23 protein-coding genes are annotated in these 23,722 nt (G+C 59.0%); all 23 read left to right on the forward strand.

Going from position 1 to position 23,722, the window contains the following annotated elements:
* The 23 genes from pyrF (at position 1) to tpiA (ending at position 23,683) form a co-directional block, all read left to right on the forward strand.
* Positions 1-870, forward strand: coding sequence for an orotidine-5'-phosphate decarboxylase (gene pyrF / locus CRD18_RS04110; RefSeq protein WP_070438379.1), 870 nt, complete (start codon positions 1-3; stop codon positions 868-870).
* A gap of 421 nt (positions 871-1,291) precedes the next feature.
* Positions 1,292-1,618, forward strand: a complete 327-nt coding sequence (gene mihF / locus CRD18_RS04115) for an integration host factor, actinobacterial type (protein ID WP_016422714.1) — start codon at positions 1,292-1,294, stop codon at positions 1,616-1,618.
* 5 nt (positions 1,619-1,623) lie between these two features.
* A complete protein-coding gene (gene gmk / locus CRD18_RS04120) occupies positions 1,624-2,196 on the forward strand; it encodes a guanylate kinase (RefSeq protein WP_070438382.1) in 573 nt (190 codons plus the stop codon).
* Between the two features lie 117 nt (positions 2,197-2,313).
* Positions 2,314-2,592 carry a DNA-directed RNA polymerase subunit omega gene (rpoZ, locus tag CRD18_RS04125; RefSeq protein WP_005510796.1) on the forward strand — a complete coding sequence of 93 codons (279 nt, stop codon included), beginning with the start codon at positions 2,314-2,316 and terminating at the stop codon, positions 2,590-2,592.
* Between the two features lie 27 nt (positions 2,593-2,619).
* Complete coding sequence (gene coaBC, locus CRD18_RS04130; protein WP_070547083.1) at positions 2,620-3,900, forward strand: bifunctional phosphopantothenoylcysteine decarboxylase/phosphopantothenate--cysteine ligase CoaBC; 1,281 nt, start codon at positions 2,620-2,622, stop codon at positions 3,898-3,900.
* Positions 3,901-4,018: 118 nt separating this feature from the next.
* Positions 4,019-5,236 (forward strand): methionine adenosyltransferase, encoded by a 1,218-nt coding sequence (gene metK / locus CRD18_RS04135; protein WP_016422717.1) that lies wholly within the window; start codon positions 4,019-4,021, stop codon positions 5,234-5,236.
* A gap of 49 nt (positions 5,237-5,285) precedes the next feature.
* Positions 5,286-7,322 carry a primosomal protein N' gene (locus CRD18_RS04140; protein WP_070604551.1) on the forward strand — a complete coding sequence of 679 codons (2,037 nt, stop codon included), beginning with the start codon at positions 5,286-5,288 and terminating at the stop codon, positions 7,320-7,322.
* A 60-nt stretch (positions 7,323-7,382) separates the two neighbouring features.
* Positions 7,383-7,886, forward strand: coding sequence for a peptide deformylase (gene def / locus CRD18_RS04145; RefSeq protein ID WP_016422719.1), 504 nt, complete (start codon positions 7,383-7,385; stop codon positions 7,884-7,886).
* 94 nt (positions 7,887-7,980) lie between these two features.
* Entirely contained in the window at positions 7,981-8,955 is a 975-nt protein-coding gene (fmt, locus tag CRD18_RS04150) for a methionyl-tRNA formyltransferase (RefSeq protein ID WP_016422720.1), read from the forward strand.
* Positions 8,956-10,413 (forward strand): RsmB/NOP family class I SAM-dependent RNA methyltransferase, encoded by a 1,458-nt coding sequence (locus CRD18_RS04155; protein ID WP_070653102.1) that lies wholly within the window; start codon positions 8,956-8,958, stop codon positions 10,411-10,413. It abuts the gene before it with no gap.
* Between the two features lie 11 nt (positions 10,414-10,424).
* Entirely contained in the window at positions 10,425-11,093 is a 669-nt protein-coding gene (gene rpe / locus CRD18_RS04160) for a ribulose-phosphate 3-epimerase (RefSeq protein ID WP_069358698.1), read from the forward strand.
* A gap of 16 nt (positions 11,094-11,109) precedes the next feature.
* A complete protein-coding gene (gene ribD / locus CRD18_RS04165) occupies positions 11,110-12,162 on the forward strand; it encodes a bifunctional diaminohydroxyphosphoribosylaminopyrimidine deaminase/5-amino-6-(5-phosphoribosylamino)uracil reductase RibD (protein WP_070653100.1) in 1,053 nt (350 codons plus the stop codon).
* Between the two features lie 69 nt (positions 12,163-12,231).
* Positions 12,232-12,819 carry a riboflavin synthase gene (locus tag CRD18_RS04170; protein WP_070653097.1) on the forward strand — a complete coding sequence of 196 codons (588 nt, stop codon included), beginning with the start codon at positions 12,232-12,234 and terminating at the stop codon, positions 12,817-12,819.
* Positions 12,820-12,830: 11 nt separating this feature from the next.
* Positions 12,831-14,093 carry a bifunctional 3,4-dihydroxy-2-butanone-4-phosphate synthase/GTP cyclohydrolase II gene (locus CRD18_RS04175; RefSeq protein ID WP_016422725.1) on the forward strand — a complete coding sequence of 421 codons (1,263 nt, stop codon included), beginning with the start codon at positions 12,831-12,833 and terminating at the stop codon, positions 14,091-14,093.
* Positions 14,094-14,576, forward strand: coding sequence for a 6,7-dimethyl-8-ribityllumazine synthase (ribH, locus tag CRD18_RS04180; protein WP_070653096.1), 483 nt, complete (start codon positions 14,094-14,096; stop codon positions 14,574-14,576). It begins immediately after the preceding gene.
* 2 nt (positions 14,577-14,578) lie between these two features.
* Positions 14,579-15,073, forward strand: coding sequence for a PH domain-containing protein (locus tag CRD18_RS04185; RefSeq protein ID WP_070653095.1), 495 nt, complete (start codon positions 14,579-14,581; stop codon positions 15,071-15,073).
* A 29-nt stretch (positions 15,074-15,102) separates the two neighbouring features.
* Complete coding sequence (uvrC, locus tag CRD18_RS04190) at positions 15,103-17,151, forward strand: excinuclease ABC subunit UvrC (protein WP_070604564.1); 2,049 nt, start codon at positions 15,103-15,105, stop codon at positions 17,149-17,151.
* Positions 17,152-17,263: 112 nt separating this feature from the next.
* Positions 17,264-18,154, forward strand: coding sequence for an RNase adapter RapZ (gene rapZ, locus CRD18_RS04195; RefSeq protein ID WP_005510809.1), 891 nt, complete (start codon positions 17,264-17,266; stop codon positions 18,152-18,154).
* A gap of 23 nt (positions 18,155-18,177) precedes the next feature.
* Positions 18,178-19,125, forward strand: a complete 948-nt coding sequence (yvcK, locus tag CRD18_RS04200; RefSeq protein WP_048731879.1) for a uridine diphosphate-N-acetylglucosamine-binding protein YvcK — start codon at positions 18,178-18,180, stop codon at positions 19,123-19,125.
* A 191-nt stretch (positions 19,126-19,316) separates the two neighbouring features.
* Positions 19,317-20,315 (forward strand): DNA-binding protein WhiA, encoded by a 999-nt coding sequence (gene whiA / locus CRD18_RS04205; RefSeq protein ID WP_048731892.1) that lies wholly within the window; start codon positions 19,317-19,319, stop codon positions 20,313-20,315.
* A gap of 183 nt (positions 20,316-20,498) precedes the next feature.
* Positions 20,499-21,503, forward strand: a complete 1,005-nt coding sequence (gene gap / locus CRD18_RS04210) for a type I glyceraldehyde-3-phosphate dehydrogenase (RefSeq protein ID WP_048731894.1) — start codon at positions 20,499-20,501, stop codon at positions 21,501-21,503.
* Positions 21,504-21,613: 110 nt separating this feature from the next.
* A complete protein-coding gene (gene pgk, locus CRD18_RS04215; RefSeq protein WP_187406521.1) occupies positions 21,614-22,825 on the forward strand; it encodes a phosphoglycerate kinase in 1,212 nt (403 codons plus the stop codon).
* A gap of 69 nt (positions 22,826-22,894) precedes the next feature.
* On the forward strand, positions 22,895-23,683 hold the full coding sequence (tpiA, locus tag CRD18_RS04220; RefSeq protein ID WP_049193719.1) for a triose-phosphate isomerase: 789 nt from the start codon (positions 22,895-22,897) through the stop codon (positions 23,681-23,683).
* The last annotated feature ends 39 nt before the right edge of the window (positions 23,684-23,722 follow it).

Here is a 23,722-nt window from a genome sequence, read left to right on the forward strand (position 1 = left end):
ATGACCGCGAAGGCTGAAGGTTCCGCAGTGCGGACAGTCAAAGGTTTCGGCGATCGCCTCAGCGAGGTTGTCGCCGAGCGCGGTCGGCTCTGCGTGGGCATCGACCCGCACCCGGGGCTGCTGGATGCCTGGCAGTTGCCGCATTCGGCTGACGGTCTAGAGCGTTTTGCCGCCACATGCGTCGAGGCGTTCGGTGACATCGTTGCCGTCGTCAAGCCCCAGGTGGCGTTCTTCGAAGCCTACGGTTCCAAGGGCTTTGCCGTCCTGGAGCGGACGTTGGCGGATCTGAAGGACGCCGGTGCGCTGTCGATTGCAGATGCCAAGCGGGGCGATATCGGTTCGACGATGGCTGCATACGCTGATGCCTGGCTGTCGGATAGCTCGCCGCTAGCCGCCGACGCACTGACGGTATCTCCGTACCTTGGGTTCGGTGCTCTTGATCCGGCGTTTTCGTTGGCGTTGGAGAACGGACGCGGCCTGTTCGTGCTGGCCGCAACGTCCAATCCGGAAGGTGCGTCCGTACAGAAGGCGACGGTTTCGGGTGAGAGTCTGGCTCAGACCATGGTCAACCAGGCAGCCGCTATTAATGCCCGCCAGATTGACGCTGGTGCAAAGGCGGGCAGCATCGGCGTTGTTGTTGGCGCAACGCTTGACGACGCCCCGGTGCTCAGTGACCTGCGTGGTCCCATTCTCATGCCCGGTGTGGGAGCTCAGGGTGGAACCCCGGCCGATGTAGATCGTCTGGCAGGGGAATCCAAGGGGCTTGCACTGCCAAATATTTCGCGTGCAATTCTCTCCGCTGGGCCTGATCCTGCTGCGCTGCGGCGCGCAACTATTGAAGCTGCGGCTCCGTTCCTATCCGAGAGTTAGCAGCGAATCGACAATTTGGCAGAGGCCCGCAGGGCGCACCTCATAGAACAGGTGCCCCTGCGGGCTTCTTCCGTACCTAGCTGCCGAGATTTTCCTAATGAGCCTCAGGTGGCGGCGGAGTAGGTATAGGCAAGTTACTGTGACGATTCCTGGGAGATTTCGTACAAAAACCGTGGTCAATTTCCATTCTCCTGGGCAAACGGTGCTACAATCGCCGGAGTTGGTTGACCACGACCGAAAGGTGGGGCGGATAAAGCCCTGGTGTCATTTTTATCGACACCCCGTCAGCATTTGCCTCAACAACCGGTAAGTGCGGTACGGTCTCCAATCGTTAAGCACGGTGTCGTTGCCTGCCCTTGGTGGACGCGAGGCTCGTGCAAGTAAATAAGAAACTAACCAATCTATTTTTACGGAGGAACACGTGGCCCTTCCGCAGTTGACCCCGGAGCAGCGTGCAGCAGCACTCGAGAAGGCAGCTCAGGCCCGCAAGGTACGCGCAGAGCTCAAGGACAAGCTGAAGCGTGGCGCTATCGACCTGCCAGAGGTTCTCAAGCAGGCTGACGAGAACGAGATCATCGGCAAGATGAAGGTCTCCGCTCTGCTCGAGGCTCTGCCGAAGGTCGGCAAGGTCAAGGCACAGGACATCATGAATGACCTGGAGATTGCTCAGACCCGCCGCCTGCGTGGCCTGGGTGACCGTCAGCGTCGCGCTCTGCTGGAGCGCTTCGGCTACGCAGTGGAGGACTAGTCGCAGTGGCCGGGAATGAAAACGGTCAGCTGGTAGTCCTTGCCGGCCCTGCCGGTGTGGGAAAATCCACTGTTGTCAGTCGGCTCCGTGCCGAGGTTCCCGGACTGTACTTCAGCGTTTCCATGACCACCCGCGCCGCACGGCCGGGTGAGGTCGATGGCCGCGACTATTTCTTCGTGACCCCGGAGAAGTTCCAACAGCATATTGATGCAGGAGAGATGCTCGAGTGGGCTGAAATCCACGGTGGTCTGCAGCGTTCTGGAACGCCGCGTGGCCCGGTGGATAAAGCTCTCGCCGAGGGACGTCCGGTACTCGTTGAGGTGGATCTGGCGGGAGCCCGCTCCATCCGTAAGGTAGCGCCGAATGCTCACCTGCTGTTCTTGGCTCCGCCAAGCTGGGAGATTCTCGTCAGCAGGCTCACTGGTCGTGGCACGGAAACCGAGGCGCAAGTCAAGCGTCGCCTGGAAACCGCGCGAGTGGAAATGGATGCTCAGCACGAATTCGATGAGGTTGTTGTCAACGACAATGTCGATGATGCTGTGGCGGCCATCGCTCAGGCGCTGACTACTGGCAAGTAACAGGGCGACTCCACATCATCGATAGTAGAAATCGTTTCCAAGCAATGGTGTTTCTATTGCTCCGACGGTTTCTATTGTCACCCCAGTAACTCACGTTCTATTGAGGAAAGATTTCTCGTGACCCAGGAAAATACCGCCACCGAGGCAGTGTTCGACCCGCCAATTGGTATTACCAATCCGCCGATCGATGAGCTGCTTGGTAAGGCTTCTTCGAAGTACGCTCTGGCTATCTTCGCTGCCAAGCGTGCACGCCAGATTAATGACTACTACCAGCAGATTGACGAAGGCATGCTGGAGTACGTTGGCCCGCTGGTTACTCCGGGGGTCGCTGAGAAGCCTCTGTCCATCGCTCTTCGTGAAATCAACGCTGGTCTGCTGGACCACACTGAGGGCTAGAGCATTTCCTTAAGGGGAGATATCTGTATGCATGCCGCCGGTAATGCTGACGTATCCGAATGTTTAAAGGTTGTCGTCGGGGTTGCCGGCGGCATCGCTGCATATAAGGCCGCACACGTTGTTCGTGGCTTCAAGGAACTCGGTCACGATGTTCGCGTCGTTCCCACCGAGTCCGCATTGAATTTTGTAGGTGCGGCTACTTTCGAGGCGCTGTCGGGGAACCCGGTGTCGACTACGGTTTTTGACGCAGTCGATGAAGTTCAGCATGTCCGCGTGGGGCAGGAGGCCGACCTCGTCGTCGTGGTTCCCGCGACTGCCGACTTTATGGCGCGTGCCGCACACGGGCGTGCCGACGACCTTCTCACCGCAACTTTGCTTGTGGCGACCTGCCCGGTGGTTCTGGCTCCTGCCATGCACACTGAGATGTGGAACCATCCAGCTACGCGCGATAATGTCGCGATTCTTCGTCGCCATGGCACTATTGTCCTCGATCCGGCCCATGGCCGTTTGACTGGTAAGGACACTGGTCCAGGTCGTCTGCCGGAGCCAGAGCAGATAGTTTCGCTGGCATTAGCGGCAGTCGAGAATCCGCGCCACTTCCGCCGCGACTTCGAGGGCGTGCGCTTCATGATTACTGCCGGTGGCACCCGTGAGGCTATCGACCCGGTACGTTTTATCGGCAACCACTCCTCAGGGCGTCAGGGCTTCGCGCTAGCTGAGATGGCAGCACAGCGTGGCGCTCAGGTCACTGTGGTGGCAGGACATACAGATCAGTTGCCGACACCGCTGGGCGCGAATGTTGTAAAGGTTGATTCCACTTTGGAGATGGCCAAGGCCGCCCACGAACACTCCAAGTTGGCCGATGTCTGCATTTTTGCCGCTGCCGTCGCCGACTTCCGTCCGGCATCGACCGCTGGGGCCAAGATGAAGAAGGGCGTCGCAGACGACGCTTTGAGCAACATCCAGCTCGTAGAAAACCCTGACATTCTGGCTACCACTGTGGAGCGGCGTAAAGCGGGCGAGATTCCGGCAACCACGACGATGGTGGGCTTTGCGGCTGAGACCGGCGACGAGACGACGACGCCACTCGAGCTTGCGAAGCAGAAAATTGTGCGCAAGGGCTGCGATTTGCTCATGTGTAACGACGTCTCAGGTGGGCAAACTTTCGGTGCGACGGACAATGTCGGATGGTTGTTGTCTCTCGATGGCGAGCAGTGGGACGTGCCGCGGGGCTCAAAATTCTCGGTGGCCGGTTCGATTTTGGATGCAGTTTCCGAGCTGCGACAGGAACCTCAGCCAGCGGAGTAGCGGAGGCCTACTACGGCGACTGAACCGCTTGGTCTATAATTATCGAATCAAACGAAAACCCACGCCGCAGCGACACCGCAGGCGTGGGGAAATGATCTAGAAGAAAGTTGTACTGCTCGTGGCCTCTAATCTTCGGCTGTTTTCCAGTGAATCTGTTACCGAGGGGCACCCAGATAAGATTTGCGACTCGATTTCGGACTCCATCCTTGACGCTATGCTCGCGCAGGATTCTGCATCGATGGTCGCCGTTGAGACTGTGGTGACTACCGGTTTAGTCCATGTTGTTGGCGAAGTTCGCACGAAGAGCTACGTTGACATCCCCGGTATTGTCCGGAGTCGACTGAAGGAGATCGGTTTCGATTCTTCTGAAAAGGGCTTTGACGGCAAGACCTGCGGCGTCTCCGTTTCGATCGGTGAGCAGTCCTCAGATATTCACGACGGTGTGCACACTTCTCTGGAAGCACGCAGCTCTGATGGCGAAGTCGAAGCAGAAGATCTCAAGGGCGCTGGCGACCAGGGGCTGATGTTCGGCTACGCTACCAACGAAACTCCGGAGTACATGCCGCTACCGATTGCGCTGGCACACCGCCTGGCTCGCCGCTTGACGCAGGTACGCAAGGAAGGCATCGTCCCATCGCTTCGACCGGATGGTAAGACTCAGGTCACCTTCGCTTACGACGAAGACAATAACCCGGTGTACTTGGACACTGTTGTGGTGTCCACGCAGCACGACCCGGATGTGACCCAGGAGTGGATTACCGAGCAGATTAAGACTCACGTAGTCGATTGGGTGCTCGACGACGCTAACTTGCGCGAGCGCTTTGTTACCGATGAATTGAAGCTGCTGGTCAACCCGTCTGGCCAATTTATTATCGGTGGGCCGATGGGCGATGCCGGCCTGACCGGCCGCAAGATTATCGTCGACACTTATGGCGGTATGGCTCGTCACGGTGGCGGCGCATTCTCGGGTAAGGACCCGTCAAAGGTGGACCGCTCCGGCGCTTATGCCACCCGTTGGGTTGCGAAGAATGCCGTGGCTGCGGGTCTGGCTGACCGCCTGGAGATTCAGGTCGCCTACGCTATCGGCCGCGCTCGCCCGGTAGGCCTTTACGTCGACTCTTTCGGCACCGGTCACGTTTCGGACGACGCCATCCGCGAGGCTATCAACAAGGTCTTCGACCTTCGTCCGGCCGCTATTATTCGTGACCTGGACTTGCTGCGCCCGATTTATGCGCAGACCTCCACCTACGGTCACTTCGGCCGAACTGACTTGGACCTGCCGTGGGAGCAACTCAACCGTGTTGAAGAGCTCCGCGCAGCCGCTGGCCTGGGATAAACACCACCCGCCAGCATGACCCTGGGGTGGGGAAGTAGAGTAAGACTCTATGACCGACGCCCCTTTCGCACCCGCCGCCGCAGCTGAGAAGCTGCCTGTCGCGCGGGTGCTTCCACTTTTGGGGCTGCCGCAGTTGGATCGCCCCTTCGATTACCTGGTTCCGCGCGCGCTAGCGGAGGAAGCGGTTGTCGGTTGCCGGGTGCGGATTCGATTCCACGGCCAATTGGTCAATGCGCTGGTGCTGGAGCGCTGTGCCACGCCCACTCACGACGGCAAACTGTCCTATCTCAAGGATGTCATCAGCACTGAGGTTGTCTATCCGCCACAGCTTCGACGGTTGGTGGATTCTCTGGCGGAGTATTACGGCGCAACACGCTCAAACATCATTCGATCCGCCATCCCAACCCGTCATGCACGGGCCGAACGTGCCCGCAAGGAGAAGATGCCCCCAACGTGGGAGGAATTGGGAAAGCTTGCCACCGAGGATCCGGACCTTTCCGCGTGGGGCAACTATGTCTTCGGCGAATCCTTTGTCGATTCCGTCCGCAAGGGCGCCCCGGCACGCGCAGCGTGGCAGCCAGTTCCAGGGGAACAGGTGGCAGCCATGCTCGCCGCGCTCAGCGTTTTGGTCGCCCGCGATGGTGGCGGTGTTCTCATCATTGTGCCGGACGCACGCACGCAGGCACGCTTCGAGAGCGCTTTTCGCGAGCTCATTTCTGCCCGTCAGCTCACTCTTCTCGGGGCTGGTCTCGGTCCCGAGTCCCGCTATCGCCGCTACCTGGATATCCTGCACGGCCAGGGGCGCATAGTCGTCGGAACGCGCTCGGCAGCGTACGCCCCAGTGCAGAATCTGCGTTTAGCAGTGATTGTCGATGATGGCGATGACAACCTCGTAGACCCCCGCGCACCCTACGTCCACTCTCGCGAGGTGCTGGTCACGCGAAGTGCGCAGGAGGGATGCGCTCTTATTTTTGCATCGTATAGCCGTACAGCAGAGGTGCAGCTGCTGGTCTCCTCAGGTTGGGCGCACAATCTGGTTGCAGGCGCCGACGCCCTCGCTGAATCCATGCCGGAGATGATTGCCTCCACGGACACTTCCGAAGACCCGGATGACGTGAGTAGGGGACGCCTTCCTGCCATCGCTTTTCGACGGGCAAAAGCCGCGCTGCGCGAAGAGCTTCCGATTCTGGTCCAGGTACCCCGCAAGGGATATGTACCGACATTGTCGTGTCGCTCCTGTGGCGCGCCTGCGCGCTGTCGCTGGTGTAACGGTCCACTGGGAATTCCACCGTCCGATAACCCGGACGATCCGGCGCCGCCGACCTGTCGGTGGTGTGGCCGCATCGACATCCACCACCGTTGCCATAGCTGCGGTTCCACCAAGATTCGGCCAGTCGTGGTCGGCAGTGAACGTACGGCGGAAGAGTTTGGTCGTATTTTCAGTCCATTCCCAGTCGTCGCTTCCTCTGGCGAACGGATTGTTGACGACATTCCCGAAGGCCCGAGGGTCGTGGTGGCCACGCCGGGAGCCGAGCCTTATGCGCCGGAGGGCTACGGAGCAGTGATGCTGCTGGACACTTGGGCGATGCTCGGCCGGCAGGACTTGCGCGCTCATGAAGAGGCCTATGCGCATTGGTCTCGAGCTGTCACGCTTGCGCGCCCGCGGGAGCGAGGAGGGGCAGTGGTTATCGATGCGGATGCTGCAGTCCCGACTGTGGCCGATCTTCTGGCATGGGACGCGGTAGGCGCTGCGAACAGGGAATTGGCCGACCGTACAGCCGCCGCTCTGCCTCCGGCCTTTCACGTGGCAGCGGTGGACGGGACTGAAGAGGGCCTGCGTAACTTCATGGAGTCCCTGGAGGTTCCATCGGGCGCGGAAATCCTGGGGCCGGTAGACCTTCCCCGCAACGCCAGACCACCAGCAGGCGTGGAACCGGGTACACCTATTCAGCGGATGTTGGTGCGCTGTGACCGTCGGCAAGCACGGGCGGTGGGAGCGGCGTTGAAGGCAGCACAGGTCGTTCGAGCGACCAGGAAGGACCCGACGCCGGTGCGCGTTGTCGTCGATCCGATTAATTTCGGCTAGCTGCTAAAATGAGCGCGTTATCGCTTGATTCACACCAGTTTTCTTGGAGGCTCTAAGTTCATGGCAGTTCGTGAGGTACGTCTTTTCGGCGATCCGGTGTTGCTGTCCAAGGCGGATACCGTCACTGATTTCGACGCGACGCTGTCGCACCTGATTGATGACATGTTCGACACGATGGACGAGCAACAGGGCGTCGGGCTCGCGGCAAACCAGGTCGGCGTGCTGCAGCGCGTTTTCGTCTACGACTGCAACGGCACCCGCGGGCACATCGTCAATCCGGAATGGGAAGCCATCGGCGACGAGACTGTCCACGAAATCGAAGGATGCCTATCTATCCCGGGTATTAATGGACCCGTGACTCGACACGCACGTGTGCGCGTTACTGGCCAGGATCGCCACGGCACACCGGTGAGCTTCGAAGCTGATGATTTGCTGGCTCGCTGTGTGCAGCATGAAAGCGACCACCTGGATGGTGTGCTGTTTTTGAAGCGTCTCGAGGGCGACGAGCGCAAGACCGCGATGCGTTCTCTGCGTGAGCAGGACTGGTTCCTCAACCGCGGTTAACTCACCTGCGCCTAGACCCCTGGGTGTGGCGCCCCGAGTTTCATCACTAGATTAACTAGAACAACTAGGTCCACCAGGAAGGAATCCACTTACTGTGCGCCTGATTTTTGCCGGAACCCCGGAACCTGCTGTCGTTGCACTGAAGAAGTTGCTCGAAGACTCCCGTCATGAAATCGTCGCTGTTCTCACTCGCCCCGATGCCCGCCGTGGCCGCGGTAAGTCGCTTTCGCCCTCGCCGGTGAAGGCTCTGGCCTTGGAACACGACATTCCCGTGCTCACCCCGACGACCCTGCGCGATGAAGAGATCCAGCAGCAGATCCGCGAATTAAACGCCGACTGCATCCCGGTGGTCGCCTACGGCAATCTCGTGCCGGAGGAATTGCTCGATGTACCGACGCACGGCTGGGTCAATCTGCATTTCTCACTGCTTCCTGCTTGGCGAGGTGCCGCGCCGGTGCAGGCAGCTATCGCTGCCGGCGATGAAGTCACGGGTGCCAGTACTTTCCGGATTGAAAAGGGTCTGGATACCGGACCAGTTTTCGGTACCGTCACCGAAGCGATTCGCCCGACCGATAATGCCGACGACCTTTTGACCCGCCTGGCATACTCCGGCGCGGATCTTCTAGCCGCCACCATGGACGGCATCGAAGCCGGTGCGTTGCGTCCGACCGCTCAGCCAGAACAGGATGTCAGTTACGCCGCTAAGTTCGGGCCGGAGGATGCCCGAATCGTTTGGACTCAGCCGCGACATCTTCTTGACCGCCGCGCTCGTGCATTCACGCCTGCCCCAGGTGCGTGGACAACTCTCGACGGCGCACGTTTGAAGGTCGGAGAGCTCACCCCGCTTTCCGACGAGGACAGCGCCGCGGTCGACGAGGTGCGAAAGGCAGCTGCTCCGGAGGCGGCAGCCGCCACGCCGGGTGAGTTGGTAGTGGAGAAGCACCGGGTATCCGTGCGTTGTGCCGATGGCTATGTGCAGCTGGTGAAGGTGCAGCCACAGGGTAAGAAGATGATGGATGCGTCCGACTGGGCGCGAGGTAGCCAACCCGGCGGAAAGGTCTGCGAGTAAATGGGCAACGACAAACCCCGCCACACCGGTGGCGGACGGCAGCGCGGCAACCGCAGCGGACAGAACCGCAATGACCGCAACCGTAACCGTGACAACCGAGGTGGGGACAATCGCGGTGGCATTGACCAGCCGCGCAAGGTCGCACTGAAGGTACTAGCCGACGTTCGCGAGAATGATGCTTACGCGAACCTGCTGCTGCCCAAGTTGCTGAAGGCACACAAGCTCAAGGGTCGGGATGCTGCTTTTGCAACGGAGCTGACGTACGGCACACTGCGGGCGGAAGGCCTGTTGGATGCCGTGATTGAGGCATCGTCGTCACGCCCGTTAAGCGATATTGCTGGACCGGTGATGGATGTGTTGCGCCTGGGCACGTACCAGCTGCTGCGTACGCGCGTCGACGCCTACGCTGCGGTCGATACCTCGGTGCGGGCAGTGGCGAAGGTGGCGGGACCTGGTGCGCGCGGCTTTGTCAATGCCATTTTGAGGAAGGTTTCCTCGAAGACCGAAAACGAATGGGTGGCTGAGATTGCGCCGGATCCTGCGACCGATCCGATTGGCTACGTAGCGATGAAGCATGCCCACCCGCGCTGGATTGCGATGGAGTTTGCCCGTGCACTCGGTGCACAAGCCGGTGAGCTGCAGCAGGCACTCGCTGCCGACGATGCGCGCCCGGTGGTGCACTTGGTCGCTCGTCCGGGCGAGATTACGGCTGAGGAATTGGCACTGATTACCGGCGGTGAAGAGGGGCCGTGGTCGCCGTACTGCGTGCGCTTGGATTCCGGTGCCCCAGGAGAATTGGATCCGGTCCGACAGGGCTTGGCTGCGGTGCAGGACGAGGGTTCTCAGCTCATTGCGCGTGCCGTCACCATGGCACCCGTTGCCGGTGAAGACAGCGGCCGCTGGTTAGATCTGTGTTCCGGCCCCGGTGGTAAGTCAGCTTTCATCGGCGGCATCGCAGCTATTGAGGGCGCGAAGCTCGACGCTGTTGAGGTATCTGCGACTCGCGCAGAACTGGTGAAGAAGGCCACGGCCGGGCTGCCAGTGACTGTAACCGTTGCGGATGGTCGCGATACCGGGCTGGAGGCAGGCTTTGACCGCATTTTGGTAGACGCGCCGTGCTCTGGTTTGGGCTCGCTTCGCCGTCGCCCGGAAGCGCGCTGGCGGAAGTCGCCGTCCGATCTGAACTCCTTGACTGCGCTGCAGTTTGAACTGCTCAGTGAAGCTGTGCGTCTGGCACGGCTGGGTGGCATCATCGTCTATTCCACGTGTTCTCCGCATCTGCGTGAAACCAGGGGAATTGTCGATAGGGCAGTGACGGAATTGCCGGTGACTGAGCTGAATGCACACGAGTTGGTAGCGCCGATGACCGATGTCGGACCGTATCCATCTGTGCAGATGTGGCCACACCGCCACGGTACCGATGCGATGTTCTTCTCAGTTTTGCGCAAGAACGACTAGGCTCAGAGGTTATGAGCGCACCAATTATTGCCCCGTCCATTCTCGCTGCTGACTTCGCTCGCCTCGACCGCGAGGTTGAGGCTGTAGCCAATGCAGATTGGCTGCATATCGACGTCATGGATGGCCACTTCGTTCCCAACCTGTCCTTCGGCGCTCCGGTGCTGGAGGCCGTAGCTGCGGTGACGGACAAGTACTTGGATGTCCATCTCATGATTGAGAACCCGGAGAAGTGGGTCGACACCTACATTAAGGCGGGGGCGAGCTCCGTTATTTTCCATGTGGAAGCCGTCGACGATGCCATCGCACTGGCACGCCACATTCGTTCCCAGGGCGTGAAGGCCGGGTTCTCGCTGCGCCCGGGTACCCCAATTGAGCCGTGGCTGGATCACCTCGCCGAATTCGACGAGGTGCTGGTCATGAGTGTCGAACCCGGTTTCGGGGGCCAGTCCTTTATGCCGGATCAGCTAACCAAGGTCGAGAAGCTGCGTCAGCGCATTGATGCCGAAGGTCTGGATACTCTGATCGAGATTGACGGTGGTATCTCCGCCAAGACCATCGAATCCGCTGCCGCCGCCGGTTGCGACGCCTTCGTTGCAGGGTCGGCCGTATTCGGCGCTGAGGATCGTGCGGCGGCTGTCGATGAGCTGCGCGCATTGGCCACTACTGCTGCAACTAAGTAGACGGCGGTGAAGCACGGTGGCACAGTTTCCGGATCTCGTCTCCGCACAGCCGCTGACTGACGCTCAAGCTATGGCATTGGCCATAGAAGCCGGCCAGCGAGTTCGGGGCACCACCTATCCCAATCCACCGATTGGTTGCGTCATCCTCGATACCGCAGGGATTGCGGTAGGAGTGGCCGGAACTGAGCCGGTAGGTGGCCGACACGCAGAGCCACAAGCATTGGAAATGGCGGGGGCACGAGCTCAGGGCGGTACTGCAGTGGTCACACTAGAGCCGTGCAATCATATCGGCCGTACACCACCGTGCACCGAGGCACTTGCGGCAGCCGGAGTTTCCCGCGTCATATTTGCGGTCGCCGATCCTAATCCCGTGGCCGCTGGCGGCAGCGAGTGGTTGCGATACAAGGGAATCGACGTGGTCGAGGAGTTCCAACGCAATCGTGTGGCGGATGGCTATCTGCGTCCATGGTTACACTGGCAGCGCACTCGGCGCCCACACATCACGCTGAAGACGGCGGGCACGCTGGATGGTTTCGCCGCCGCTACCGACCGCACCTCGCAGTGGATTACGGGGGAGCAGGCGCGGGCACGGGTACATATCGATCGTGCACGTCGGCAAGCGATTGTCGTCGGAACGGGAACAGTGCTCGCTGACAATCCGCGATTGACCGCGCGCACACCAGACGGCGAGGAGCTGTCAACGCAACCCCTGCGCATCGTGATCGGCACCTCGGAGGTCGCCGCCGATGCGAATATCCGCGGCGATAACTTCCGCCACATTCGCACTCACGATGTGGAAGTGGCGCTGGAGACAATGGCGGATATGGGACTTATTGACGTGCTGGTAGAAGGCGGCCCACGGCTCGCCAGCGCTTTCTTAGAAGCCGATGCTGTCGACGCGATTGAGTCTTACATTGCCCCGGCGTTTCTCAGAGCTGGTCTGCCGGTGACATCGGCCAACCATGAGACCACCATCACTGACATCTCGCGCTTTCGTACCGTCGCGGTCGAGACTCTGGGGGATGACATTTTGATTACGGCTCTCCGCAGTGGCAAAGATCGCGGGTAGACCGGCTAGAGTTAATTTTGTAAAAATCTTTCAATTTATAACAAACGGTAAAGGATTTTCCTGACCACTATGTTTACGGGAATTGTTGAGGAACTCGGCGAAATTCGCGAAATCCACCGCGAAGCCGATTCCATTACTCTGACCATTCGCGCGACCACCGTGCTTGACGACGTGCACCACGGTGATTCCATTGCTGTCAATGGCGTTTGTTTGACCGTCGTGGAGTTTGGCGATGATTTCTTTACCGCTGATCTCATGCAAGAGACTCTGGTTAGGTCGAGCCTCGGCCAGGTTGAGGTCGACTCCAAGGTCAACCTCGAACGTGCAACCGCAGTCGGTCAACGCCTCGGCGGCCATATCGTGCAGGGACATGTCGATGGCACCGGCGAGGTTATTTCGCGCACGCCAGGGGAGCGCTGGGAAGTAGTGCGGATTTCGCTGCCGGAGCATCTCTCCAAGTATGTCGTGGAAAAGGGCTCAATTGCCGTGGATGGTACTTCGTTGACCGTCTCTGCAGTAGGCGAGGGGTTCTTTGAGGTCAGCCTGATACCGACGACGCTGACGGACTCCGTTATTGGTTCGACCGCGGTAGGCGCCAAGGTCAATTTGGAAGTCGATGTGCTAGCCAAGTACGTCGAGAAAATGTTGGAAAGATAAGCTACAAGACTGTGATTAAGTTCGATTCTGTAGAGCGGGCCATTGCGGACATCGCAGCCGGTAAGGCCGTGGTCGTCGTCGACGATGAAGATCGTGAGAACGAGGGCGACATCATCTTCGCCGCCGAGAAGGCAACGCCTGAACTTGTTGCCTTTATGGTTCGCTATTCCTCTGGTTACATCTGCGCGCCGCTGACCGCCGAGGACTGCGAGCGTCTGAATTTGCCACCGATGGTGTCAGAGAATGAGGATGCCCGCGGTACCGCATACACAGTGACCGTGGATGCCAACACCGGTACGACCGGTATTTCCGCCACAGATCGTGCGAACACCATTCGTACTCTCGCTGACCCCACGTCGAGCCCGCACGATTTCACCCGACCAGGACACGTGGTCCCGTTGCGAGCTCGCGATGGTGGCGTCCTCGTCCGTGCCGGCCACACCGAGGCTGCGGTCGATCTCGCCCGCCTGGCAGGGCTTCGTCCTGCCGGCGTGCTGTGTGAGGTTGTCTCCGAGGAAGACCCGACCGGTATGGCGCGCGCGGAGGAACTGCGTCGCTTCTGCGACAAGCACGATTTAGCGCTGATCTCCATTGAGCAGCTGATCGAATACCGTCGCCACAACGAGCACTTGATTGAACGCGTTGTCGAAACCAAGCTGCCGACCGACTACGGCGAGTTCCGTGCCATTGGGTACCGGAGCCTTATCGACGGTGTCGAGCATGTTGCTCTCGTTGTGGGGGATGTTTCTTCCAACGATGGTCAGGACGTCCTCGTGCGTGTGCACTCCGAATGCCTCACCGGCGACGCATTGGGATCTCGCCGCTGCGACTGCGGTCAGCAGCTGCACAACTCCATGCGCATGGTTCACGAAGCGGGGCGCGGCGTCATCCTGTACATGCGCGGGCACGAAGGCCGAGGCATTGGTTTGATGCCGAAGCTGCAGGCCTACCATCTGCAAGATGAAGGCGCTGACACCGTTGATGCCAATCTCGCGCTCGGTTTGCCGTCGGATGCCCGTGAGTACGGCACTGGTGCACAGATCCTGCAGGATCTTGGAGTCACCACTATGGCGCTGCTGACGAACAATCCGACCAAGCGTGCCGGCCTAGGTGGTTATGGACTGGAGATGAGCCGCCGGGTACCGGTGCCAGTTGAGGTCAACGAGGATAACTTGAAATACTTGTTGACAAAGCGCGAACGCATGGGCCATGAGCTCCCTTGGTTGGATGAGTACATGGAGACCCACGGCATTTCGACAGAAGGAGCACAGTAGATGAGTGGCGCAGGTCTTCCTGAAATTTCCGTTCCCGATTCCACTGGTGTGACCGTCGGTTTGGTCACCTCTCACTGGAACGAGGAGATTACTGGGCAGCTTCGTGGTGAAGCGCTGGCCCAGGCCGAGGAGGTCGGCGCTGTAGTTACGGATGTGACTGTCGTCGGTGCTCTGGAGATTCCGGTTGTGGTGCAACAGCTCGCCCGAACTCACGACGCCGTGGTGGCGCTGGGGTGCGTTATCCGCGGTGGTACGCCGCACTTCGACTATGTCTGCGACTCGGTGACTGAGGGCCTGACGCGGATCGCACTGGACTGTGAAACGCCAGTTGGCAATGGTGTGCTGACCTGCAACACTGAACAGCAGGCAATTGATCGTGCCGGCGGTGAGGGCGCCGCGGAGAATAAAGGTCGCGAGGCCATGGCCGCAGCGCTGCACACCGTCGCAGTGTTGAAGTCCCTTCGTGAAGGTGGAGCTGAGTAAGAATGGGTAACTCCGAACGCCACAGCAATTCGACTGCCGTCGACACCGGTAACGAAGACAAATGGCTGTTGGAAATCACCTCGCAAAAGCTGCGTCTGTGGGCGATTATCGCTGCAGTTGTGGTTTTCGCCATCCATATCTTCATGGGTATCGTGGTGGACTTTGGTAACACCGGAGCTTCGGTGACCGCTATCGACCAGCTGGCTTTCCCAATGATTGGTTTGATCATCGCCGGGGTAATCCTGCTGCTGACTCGGGTTCGCGTTCGCGTAAATGCCAGGGGTGTGGAAGTCCGCAATCTACTCAATGCGAAGTTTTACCCGTGGGTCGATATCTACGGCCTGAGTTTTCCAAAGAAGTCCCGCTGGGCTCGCTTGGAGCTGCCTGACTTTGAGTTTGTGCCGATGCTCGCGATCCAGTCGGCCGACGGCAGCCGCGTCGTGGAAGACATCCGCCGGTTCCGTGAACTTGAAGACAAGTTCATGCCGGAGGACTAACCCAAGGACACGTTTTAAGGACACCGTAAGTGACTGACCCTTCTCAGTACCGTCCCGCCCCCGGCACCATTCCCACGGAGCCGGGGGTGTACCGTTTTCTCGATTCAACCGGGCGCGTTCTCTACGTCGGCAAGGCGAAGAATCTCCGTGCGCGTTTGTCTAACTATTTCCAGGACTTAACTCGGCTTCATCCCCGCACCCGCCAGATGGTGCAGTCCGCTTCGAAGGTGACGTGGACTGTCGTCCACAATGAAGTCGAAGCGCTGCAGTTGGAGTACACCTGGATCAAGCGCTTTAATCCGCGGTTCAACGTGATGTACCGCGACGACAAGTCGTATCCGATGTTGGCCGTCAGCGTTGGAGAGCTGTACCCGCGGCTCTTTCTCTACCGAGGACCGCGCCGGAAGGGCGTGCGTTATTTCGGGCCTTATTCACACGCGTGGGCTATCCGAGAAACTCTCGACTTGCTTACACGAGTTTTCCCAGCCCGCACCTGTTCAAAGGGAGTCTTCAACCGGCAGCAAGCCCTGGGGCGGCCCTGTTTGCTCGGCTATATCGACAAATGCTCGGCGCCTTGTGTCGGCCGTGTCAGTGCCGAGGAACACCGCGAAATTGTCCGTGGTTTTACCAGCTTCATGTCGGGAAATACGGGCCCGGTCACGAGGCGCTTAAAGAAGGAAATGGAGGAAGCTGCCGGCGAGTTAGACTTCGAGCGCGCCGCTAGTCTGCGCGACAACCTCGCTGCCATCGACAAGGTCATGGAGCGGCAGTCAGTCGTGCTTTCCGACGCCGCCGATGCCGACTTTATTGCGCTAGCAACCGACGAACTGGAAGCGGCCGTGCAGATTTTCCATGTTCGGGCGGGACGTATTTACGGTCAGCGCGGCTGGGTAGTGGAGAAGTCCGGCGAGTACGCGACTACGGAGTTTCGAGAGGGAGAGACTGACCCCAGCTTGGGTGGGCTGCTAACGCAGTTCCTGACACAGTTCTATGGCGACGCCGCCAAGCACGCGGATGTCGACGGCGATGAATCAACCACTGCCGCCCAGGTTGTGCCACGCGAAATTCTCGTTCAGGCCACGCCCGACGATCTTGACGAGGTTACTGCATTTTTGGCCGATATTCGTGGCACCAATGTAGATATTCGCGTCCCACAACGCGGTGACAAGCGGACGCTCATGGAGACCGTGCAGAAAAATGCAGCTGAAGCGCTACGCCAGCACAAGCTAAAGCGAAGTGGAGATCTAACTACTCGATCGCAGGCTCTCTCCGAACTCCAGGACGCGCTATTTATGGATGAAGCGCCGCTGCGCATCGAGTGCACTGACATCTCGCATATTCAGGGCACCGATGTGGTGGCCTCGTTGGTGGTCTTCGAGGATGGATTGCCCAAGAAGTCCGACTACCGTCGCTACCGAATCAAAGATGCAGCAGGTGACGGTCGCTCGGACGACGTCGGTTCTATCGCTGAGGTGGTGCGCCGTCGTTTTCTGCGCCATAACGAGGACAAGCTCGCCATGCCCGATGATGCAAGCGAGATGTTCGTCGAAGAGACGACTGATGCCGTCGATGAGCAGTCGCGGAGTAACCGCAAGTTTGCCTACCCGCCACAGTTGTTCATCGTCGACGGTGGTGCACCGCAGGTCGCAGCCGCACAGGCGGTCCTCGATGAACTCGGGGTCACCGATGTGACGTTGGTGGGAATTGCCAAGCGCTTAGAAGAGCTGTGGATTCCCGACGATGATGAGCCGCTTATTCTGCCGCGTAATTCGGAAGCGATGTACCTAATCCAGCGAATTCGTGATGAGGCGCACCGCTTTGCCATTAATTATCACCGTCAGCAGCGATCTAAACGCATGCGCTCGTCGGTGCTTGATGGCATTAAGGGGCTGGGGCCAGCACGCCGCAGTGAGTTGGTCAAGCACTTTGGTTCCGTTGCGGCGCTGAAGAAGGCCAGCGTCGAGCAGATCGAAGAAGTGGCTGGTTTCGGGCCGATGCTCGCGAAAACTGTTTACGATTACCTCCATCCAGACGAGAAGTCGTCAGAGCCAAACTCGGATGTCGGTCCGGGAGAGTAGGCGTAGAAGTAGGTAAACAAGTGGCTAAAACCGCACTTGAAACAGTGCTAGGGGGTTTACTTCCGCTAGTAAAACCGAGAGCGGTTGGGCGAAATTGTATTAGAGTGATGGCATGATTACTTCGGGTTATTCCCCTCAGGCTGAAAAGTCACTTGTGTTGATTACCGGCATGTCCGGTTCCGGACGCAATACGGCCGCCAGCGTCTTGGAGGAGATGGGCTGGTATGTCGCAGACAACCTGCCCCCGGAGTTGATTATGCGCATGGTCGAGTTGTCGTTTGAAGCGGACTCTCCAGTAGAGCGCCTCGCTATCGTCACCGACGTGCGCTCGCGCGCGTTCGCCGGCAGTTTGGGGGAGGTGCTCGACGGACTCCGCAATGAGGGGCGCCAGCCCTATGTCATCTTCTTTGATGCCAACGACGACACCCTCATCGCCCGCTACGACTCTGTCCGCCGCACCCATCCGCTGCAGGAAAATGGCACGCTTTCACAGGGTATTGCCGCTGAACGTCAGATGTTGCTGCCAATAAAGGGCATGTCGGATTTAGTAGTGGATACTTCTGACATGAGCGTGCACGATTTGCGCCGTGAGTTAGAGCATCAGTTGTCGGATACCGCTAGTAAGATTCAGCAGATCACCATCGAATCTTTTGGGTTTAAGCACGGTGCACCGCGCGATGCCGACATGCTTTTCGACGTCCGTTTTCTCCCCAATCCCTATTGGGTACCTGAGCTGCGTGCGGGCCGCGGTACCAACAAAGCCGTGGCCGACTACGTGCTGTCCCAACCTGAGTCTCAGGGGTTTTTGGACAACGTCACAAACTTGATTGAATTGGTTTTGCCCGGGTACCGCCGTGAGGGCAAGGGTTTTATGACTATCGCTGTGGGATGCACCGGAGGCCATCACCGAAGTGTGGCCATGTCGGAGGCGCTGGCTAAGAAGCTCGAGGGAGTTTCCGGGATCAACGTCAACGTCGTCCACCGCGATATTGACCGCAACTAGCGGTTTTAGTGGAGGTGTAGAAATTGACATCAATTACCAGTCTGGGTGGCGGTCATGGTCTATTTGCCACGCTGAGAGCTGACCGTCAGGTTGCGGACCATGTCACAGCGGTGGTCACAGTTGCCGACGACGGCGGATCCTCGGGTCGCCTTCGTCGTGAGCTGGGGCAGATTCCCCCTGGAGACCTTCGCATGGCACTCGCCGCGCTTTCCGCAGATACGGAAAAAGGCGATCTGTGGGAAAAGACACTGCAGCACCGCTTTGGCGGAACTGGCGCACTGGCAGGGCATGCGATTGGCAATCTGATTATCGCTGGCCTCACCAGTGTGATGGGAAATGAAGTCGACGCGCTTGACGAAATTGGCCGGTTGCTGCAAATCCGGGGTCGCGTCGTGCCCATGTCGCCGATCCCGCTAGAGATTGAGGCCGAAGTCGTTGGCTTGGAGCAGGATGCTCGCGTTGTGCGCCAGGTCCGTGGCCAGGTCGCAGTGGCCACGACACCTGGCCAGGTGCGCCGAATCCGGCTGATTCCTGAGACTCCGCCGGCATCCGAGGAGGCCATTGAAGCTATCCTCAATGCCGATTTGGTGACGCTGGGTCCGGGTTCGTGGTTTACTTCGGTTCTGCCACATCTTCAGGTGCCCGGGCTGCGGGATGCTCTGCAAGAAACCAATGCCACAACCGTCGTGGTGCTGAATCTTGTCGCCGAGCCGGGGGAGACCGCCGGTTTTTCTTCCGAACGGCACATCCATATGCTCACGCAGCATGCACCTAACTTGAAGCTCAATTACGTGCTTGTCGACGACAACACGCCGCTCGCGGATACCGAACGAGAATACCTGCAGCGAGCGGCGGATAGCCTAGACGCGCAGGTTGTCTTCGCCGATGTGCAAGAAGTTGATGACCACGGAGCTCTGACGGGTCGGCATTCGCCGGAGAAACTAGCTGTCGCACTTCGTCAGTTCCTCTAAAGCGTCCGGTCAGTCGAGGGTTTTTATGCATTCTCCTGCGAGGATGCAATAGACAATCAACTAATTGCCACTCGATTGGTACCGGATACTATCCTTGAGGTTTATTGCTAAAGCTCAAATGGGGTTAATTTTACCTAAATTAACCAGGCCCAAACCCAGCTCGTACACATGAAATGAGGATGGACAGCATCGTGGCATTGACGGCGAAGGTCAAAGACGAACTAGCCCGCGTGTCAGTTTCGCAGGAAAGCGCTCAGGCAGCGGAGATTTCGACCCTGTTCCGCTTCGCAGGAGGACTCCACCTGGTGGCAGGTTCGATTGTGCTGGAGGCTGAGTTGGATTCCGGCGCTGTCGCACGCCGCCTGCGCTCCATGCTGGCCGAACTCTACGATGTCAAAGCCAGCCTCAATGTCTTGTCTCCCGGCGGCTTGCGAAAGACCTCGAAGTACATCGTGCGGGTAACTGATGGCGCGGAACTCGTCGTTAGGCAAACTGGCCTGATCGACTCTGCAGGACGTCCCGTACGTGGGCTACCACGCAAGCTGATCATGGGACAGAAGATCGATCAAGAAGCTGCATGGCGGGGTGCCTTTTTGGCACATGGTTCACTGACTGAGCCGGGGCGTTCCTCAGCTTTGGAAGTCACTGCTCCTTCTGCTGAAGCGGCACTCGCATTGGTGGGATGTGCTCGTAGGCTCGGAATTACGGCTAAGAGCAAGGAGAATAAATCCCGCGGTGGCGATCGCGTAATCATCCGGGAGGGCGATGCAATCGGTGCGCTGCTGACGCGAATGGGAGCCCAGACTACTCGCCTGCAGTGGGAAGAACAGCGTATGCGTCGTGAAGTGCGAGCGACGGCCACTCGTTTGGCAAACTTCGACGATGCCAACCTGCGGCGCTCGGCTCGTGCGGCCGTTATTGCAGCAGCGCGAGTAGAGCGTGCTTTAGAGATTCTCGGTGACGATGTACCAGACCATTTGGTGTCTGCAGGACAGCTGCGCATCGAGCACAAGCAGGCTTCATTGGAAGAACTTGGGCAGCTGGCCAATCCGCCAATGACCAAGGACGCCGTCGCAGGACGCATCCGCCGTTTGCTCTCCATGGCAGACAAAAGAGCAAACGAACTCGGAATTCCCCCCACAACTGCAGTCGTTACAGACGAACTTTTTGACAAAGAAGTTGACGAGTAAAGCACCTGTTATGCCTAGTCAGGTGCGTAATTTTTGATAAATCTCCGTTTATTTGGGATTTTCGCACCAAACCACCGCTGCGCGAATGAAAAACCCAACGTACACTTCTGTAGTGAACCTGTTGGAGCGCAATCAGCGCCCTGACAAGTGGCATCGATTCGCCAATCCATTAAGGAGATTATTGTGACGGTTCGTGTAGGTATTAACGGTTTTGGTCGCATTGGCCGCAACTTCTTCCGCTCCCTGCTCGCTGCGGGCGCTGACCTGGAAGTCGTTGCTGTAAACGACCTCACTGATAACAAGACCCTGGCTCACCTGCTCAAGTACGACTCCATCATGGGCAAGCTTGACGCAGAGGTCACCTACGACGATGAGTCCCTCACCGTCAACGGCAAGCGCATCGCGGCATACGCTGAGCGTGACCCGAAGGACCTGCCGTGGGGCAAGCACGAGGTCGACATCGTCATTGAGTCCACCGGTTTCTTCACCGATGCCAACGCTGCCAAGGCTCACATCGAGGCTGGCGCCAAGAAGGTCATCATCTCCGCTCCGGCTAAGAACGAAGACGCAACCTTCGTTGTCGGTGTCAACCACACTGACTACGACCCGGAGAAGCACAACATCATTTCGAACGCTTCTTGCACCACCAACTGCCTGGCTCCGATGGCTAAGGTCCTGGACGACAAGTTCGGCATCGAGCGCGGTCTCATGACCACCATCCACGCATACACCGGTGACCAGCGTCTGCACGACGCTCCGCACAAGGACCTGCGTCGCGCCCGCGCTGCTGCTCTGAACATTGTTCCGACCTCCACCGGTGCTGCAAAGGCAGTCGCTCTGGTTCTGCCGCAGCTCAAGGGTCTGCTGGACGGCTACGCACTGCGTGTTCCGACTCCGACCGGCTCTGTCACCGACCTGACCTTCACTGCGAAGAGCGAGGTCACCGTCGAGTCCGTTAATGCTGCCATCAAGGAAGCTGCTGAGGGCGAGCTCAAGGGTGTTCTGGGCTACAACGAGGACCCAATCGTTTCCAAGGACATCGAGGGCGACCCGCGTTCCTCTATCTTCGACGCACCGCTGACCAAGGTCATCGGCGATCAGGTCAAGGTTGTCTCCTGGTACGACAACGAGTGGGGCTACTCCAACCGCCTCGTCGACCTGGCTGTCTACGTCGGTGAGCGCCTCTAATAACTCACCTGGTTAATCCCAGACCCCGAACGGGCCGGGGTGGTTGTGCCTGAGTAGGGCACGCCACCCACGGCCCGTTTTTTACACACTTTCACAAGGATTTCATTGAGATGACTGTTAAGACTGTCAAAGACCTGATCAACGAAGGTATTGAAGGCCGTTACGTCCTCGTCCGCTCCGACTTTAACGTTCCGTTGAAGGACGGCGTTATCACCGATCCGGGTCGAATCGGTGCTTCGCTGCCCACCCTGTCCGCGCTTGTCGAGGCCGGCGCCAAGGTCGTTGTTATGGCTCACCTGGGTCGCCCGAAGGGCGAGGTTAAGTCCGAGTTCTCCCTGGCCCCGGTCGCTGAGGCGCTGTCTGAGCGCCTGGAGCAGTACGTCGCGCTCGCCGGTGATGTCTCCGGTGAGGACGCGCACGAGCGCGCTAATGGCCTGACCGAGGGCGATGTACTCTTGTTGGAGAACGTCCGCTTCGATCCGCGCGAGACCTCCAAGGACGAGGCAGAGCGCGCCGAGTTCGCAGCCGAGCTGGCTGCACTTGTTCCGGACGGAGCATTTGTTTCTGACGGTTTCGGTGTTGTTCACCGCGCCCAGGCTTCCGTCTTCGACATCGCTAAGAAGCTGCCGCACTACGCCGGCAATCTGGTTCAGGCTGAGCTTGAGGTTCTGCGCAAGGTTGCAGAGACCCCGGAGAAGCCGTACACCGTCGTGCTCGGCGGTTCCAAGGTTTCCGACAAGCTGGGCGTTATTGAGGCTCTCGCGCCGAAGGTTGACTCCCTGGTCATCGGCGGCGGCATGTGCTTCACCTTCCTGGCTGCCAAGGGCTACGCCGTTGGCGCATCCCTGCTGCAGGAAGAGATGATTGACACCTGTAAGGATCTCCTGGACCGCTACGGCGATAAGATCGTTCTGCCAACCGACGTAGTTGTGGCTGACAAGTTCGCTGCAGACGCTGAAAACAAGGTGGTAGACGCCACCGAGATTCCGGAAGGCTGGATGGGCCTGGACATCGGACCGGCTTCCGCCGAGGCATTCGGCAAGGTGCTCGCTGAGTCCAAGACTGTGTTCTGGAACGGCCCGATGGGCGTGTTCGAGATGGAGGCTTTCGCAGCTGGCACCCGCGAGGTTGCACAGGCCATCATCGATGCCACCACTAACAACGGTTGCTTCTCCGTCGTCGGTGGCGGCGACTCCGCAGCGGCAGTACGTACTCTGGGGTTGAACGAGGACGGCTTCAGCCACATCTCCACCGGTGGTGGCGCTTCGCTGGAGTTCCTCGAGGGTAAGACTCTGCCGGGCGTCTCCGTCCTGGAAGACTAAGATTTTTCCACCACCGGATTTTCATCGCTTAAAAATCCGCTAATTGATAGGGAAGTGAATTCCACCACTATGGCACGTACACCATTTATTGCTGGTAACTGGAAGATGAACCTGAACCATCTCGAGGCTATCGGTGTGGTGCAGAAACTCGCGTTCGCTCTGCCGAAGGAGTACTACGACAAGGTTGACGTCGCTGTCATCCCGCCGTTTACCGACCTGCGTTCGGTCCAGACTCTGGTTGAGGGCGATAAGCTCGGCGTCACTTACGGCGCGCAGGATGTCTCAGTCCACGAGTCCGGCGCTTACACCGGCGAGATTTCCGCATCGATGCTGGCAAAGCTCGGCTGCACCTGGGTCGTCGTTGGTCACTCCGAGCGTCGCGATATGCACGCAGAGGACGACGAGCTGGTCGCAAAGAAGGCCAAGGCAGCACTGCGCGAGGGCATGAACCCAATCGTCTGTGTCGGCGAGCCGCTGGAGGTCCGAGAGGTCGAAGAGCACGTCGAGTACGTTGTCTCTCAGGTCAAGGGCTCCCTGGCTAACCTGACCAACGCTGAGCTGGCCAAGACTGTCATCGCTTACGAGCCGGTCTGGGCTATCGGCACCGGTAAGGTCGCATCGGCTGCAGACGCTCAGGAAGTCTGTGCAGCTATCCGCGAGACCATCGCTGAAATTGCGGACGAGAACATCGCAAAGGAAATGCGCATCCTCTACGGTGGTTCCGTCAAGGCCGAGAACGTCGCTGAGATCGTCGGCAAGCCCGACGTCGACGGCGGCCTCGTCGGTGGCGCTTCGCTCGACGGTGAAGCATTCGCGAAGCTCTGCGCACTTGCTGCAGATGCCGCCCAGAACGCCTAAGTGCATATAAATTCAGAACAACTGATAAGATAGGCGCCA

The sequence above is a fragment of the Corynebacterium sp. LK31 genome, from assembly GCF_014335015.1.
Classification (GTDB): domain Bacteria; phylum Actinomycetota; class Actinomycetes; order Mycobacteriales; family Mycobacteriaceae; genus Corynebacterium; species Corynebacterium jeikeium_D.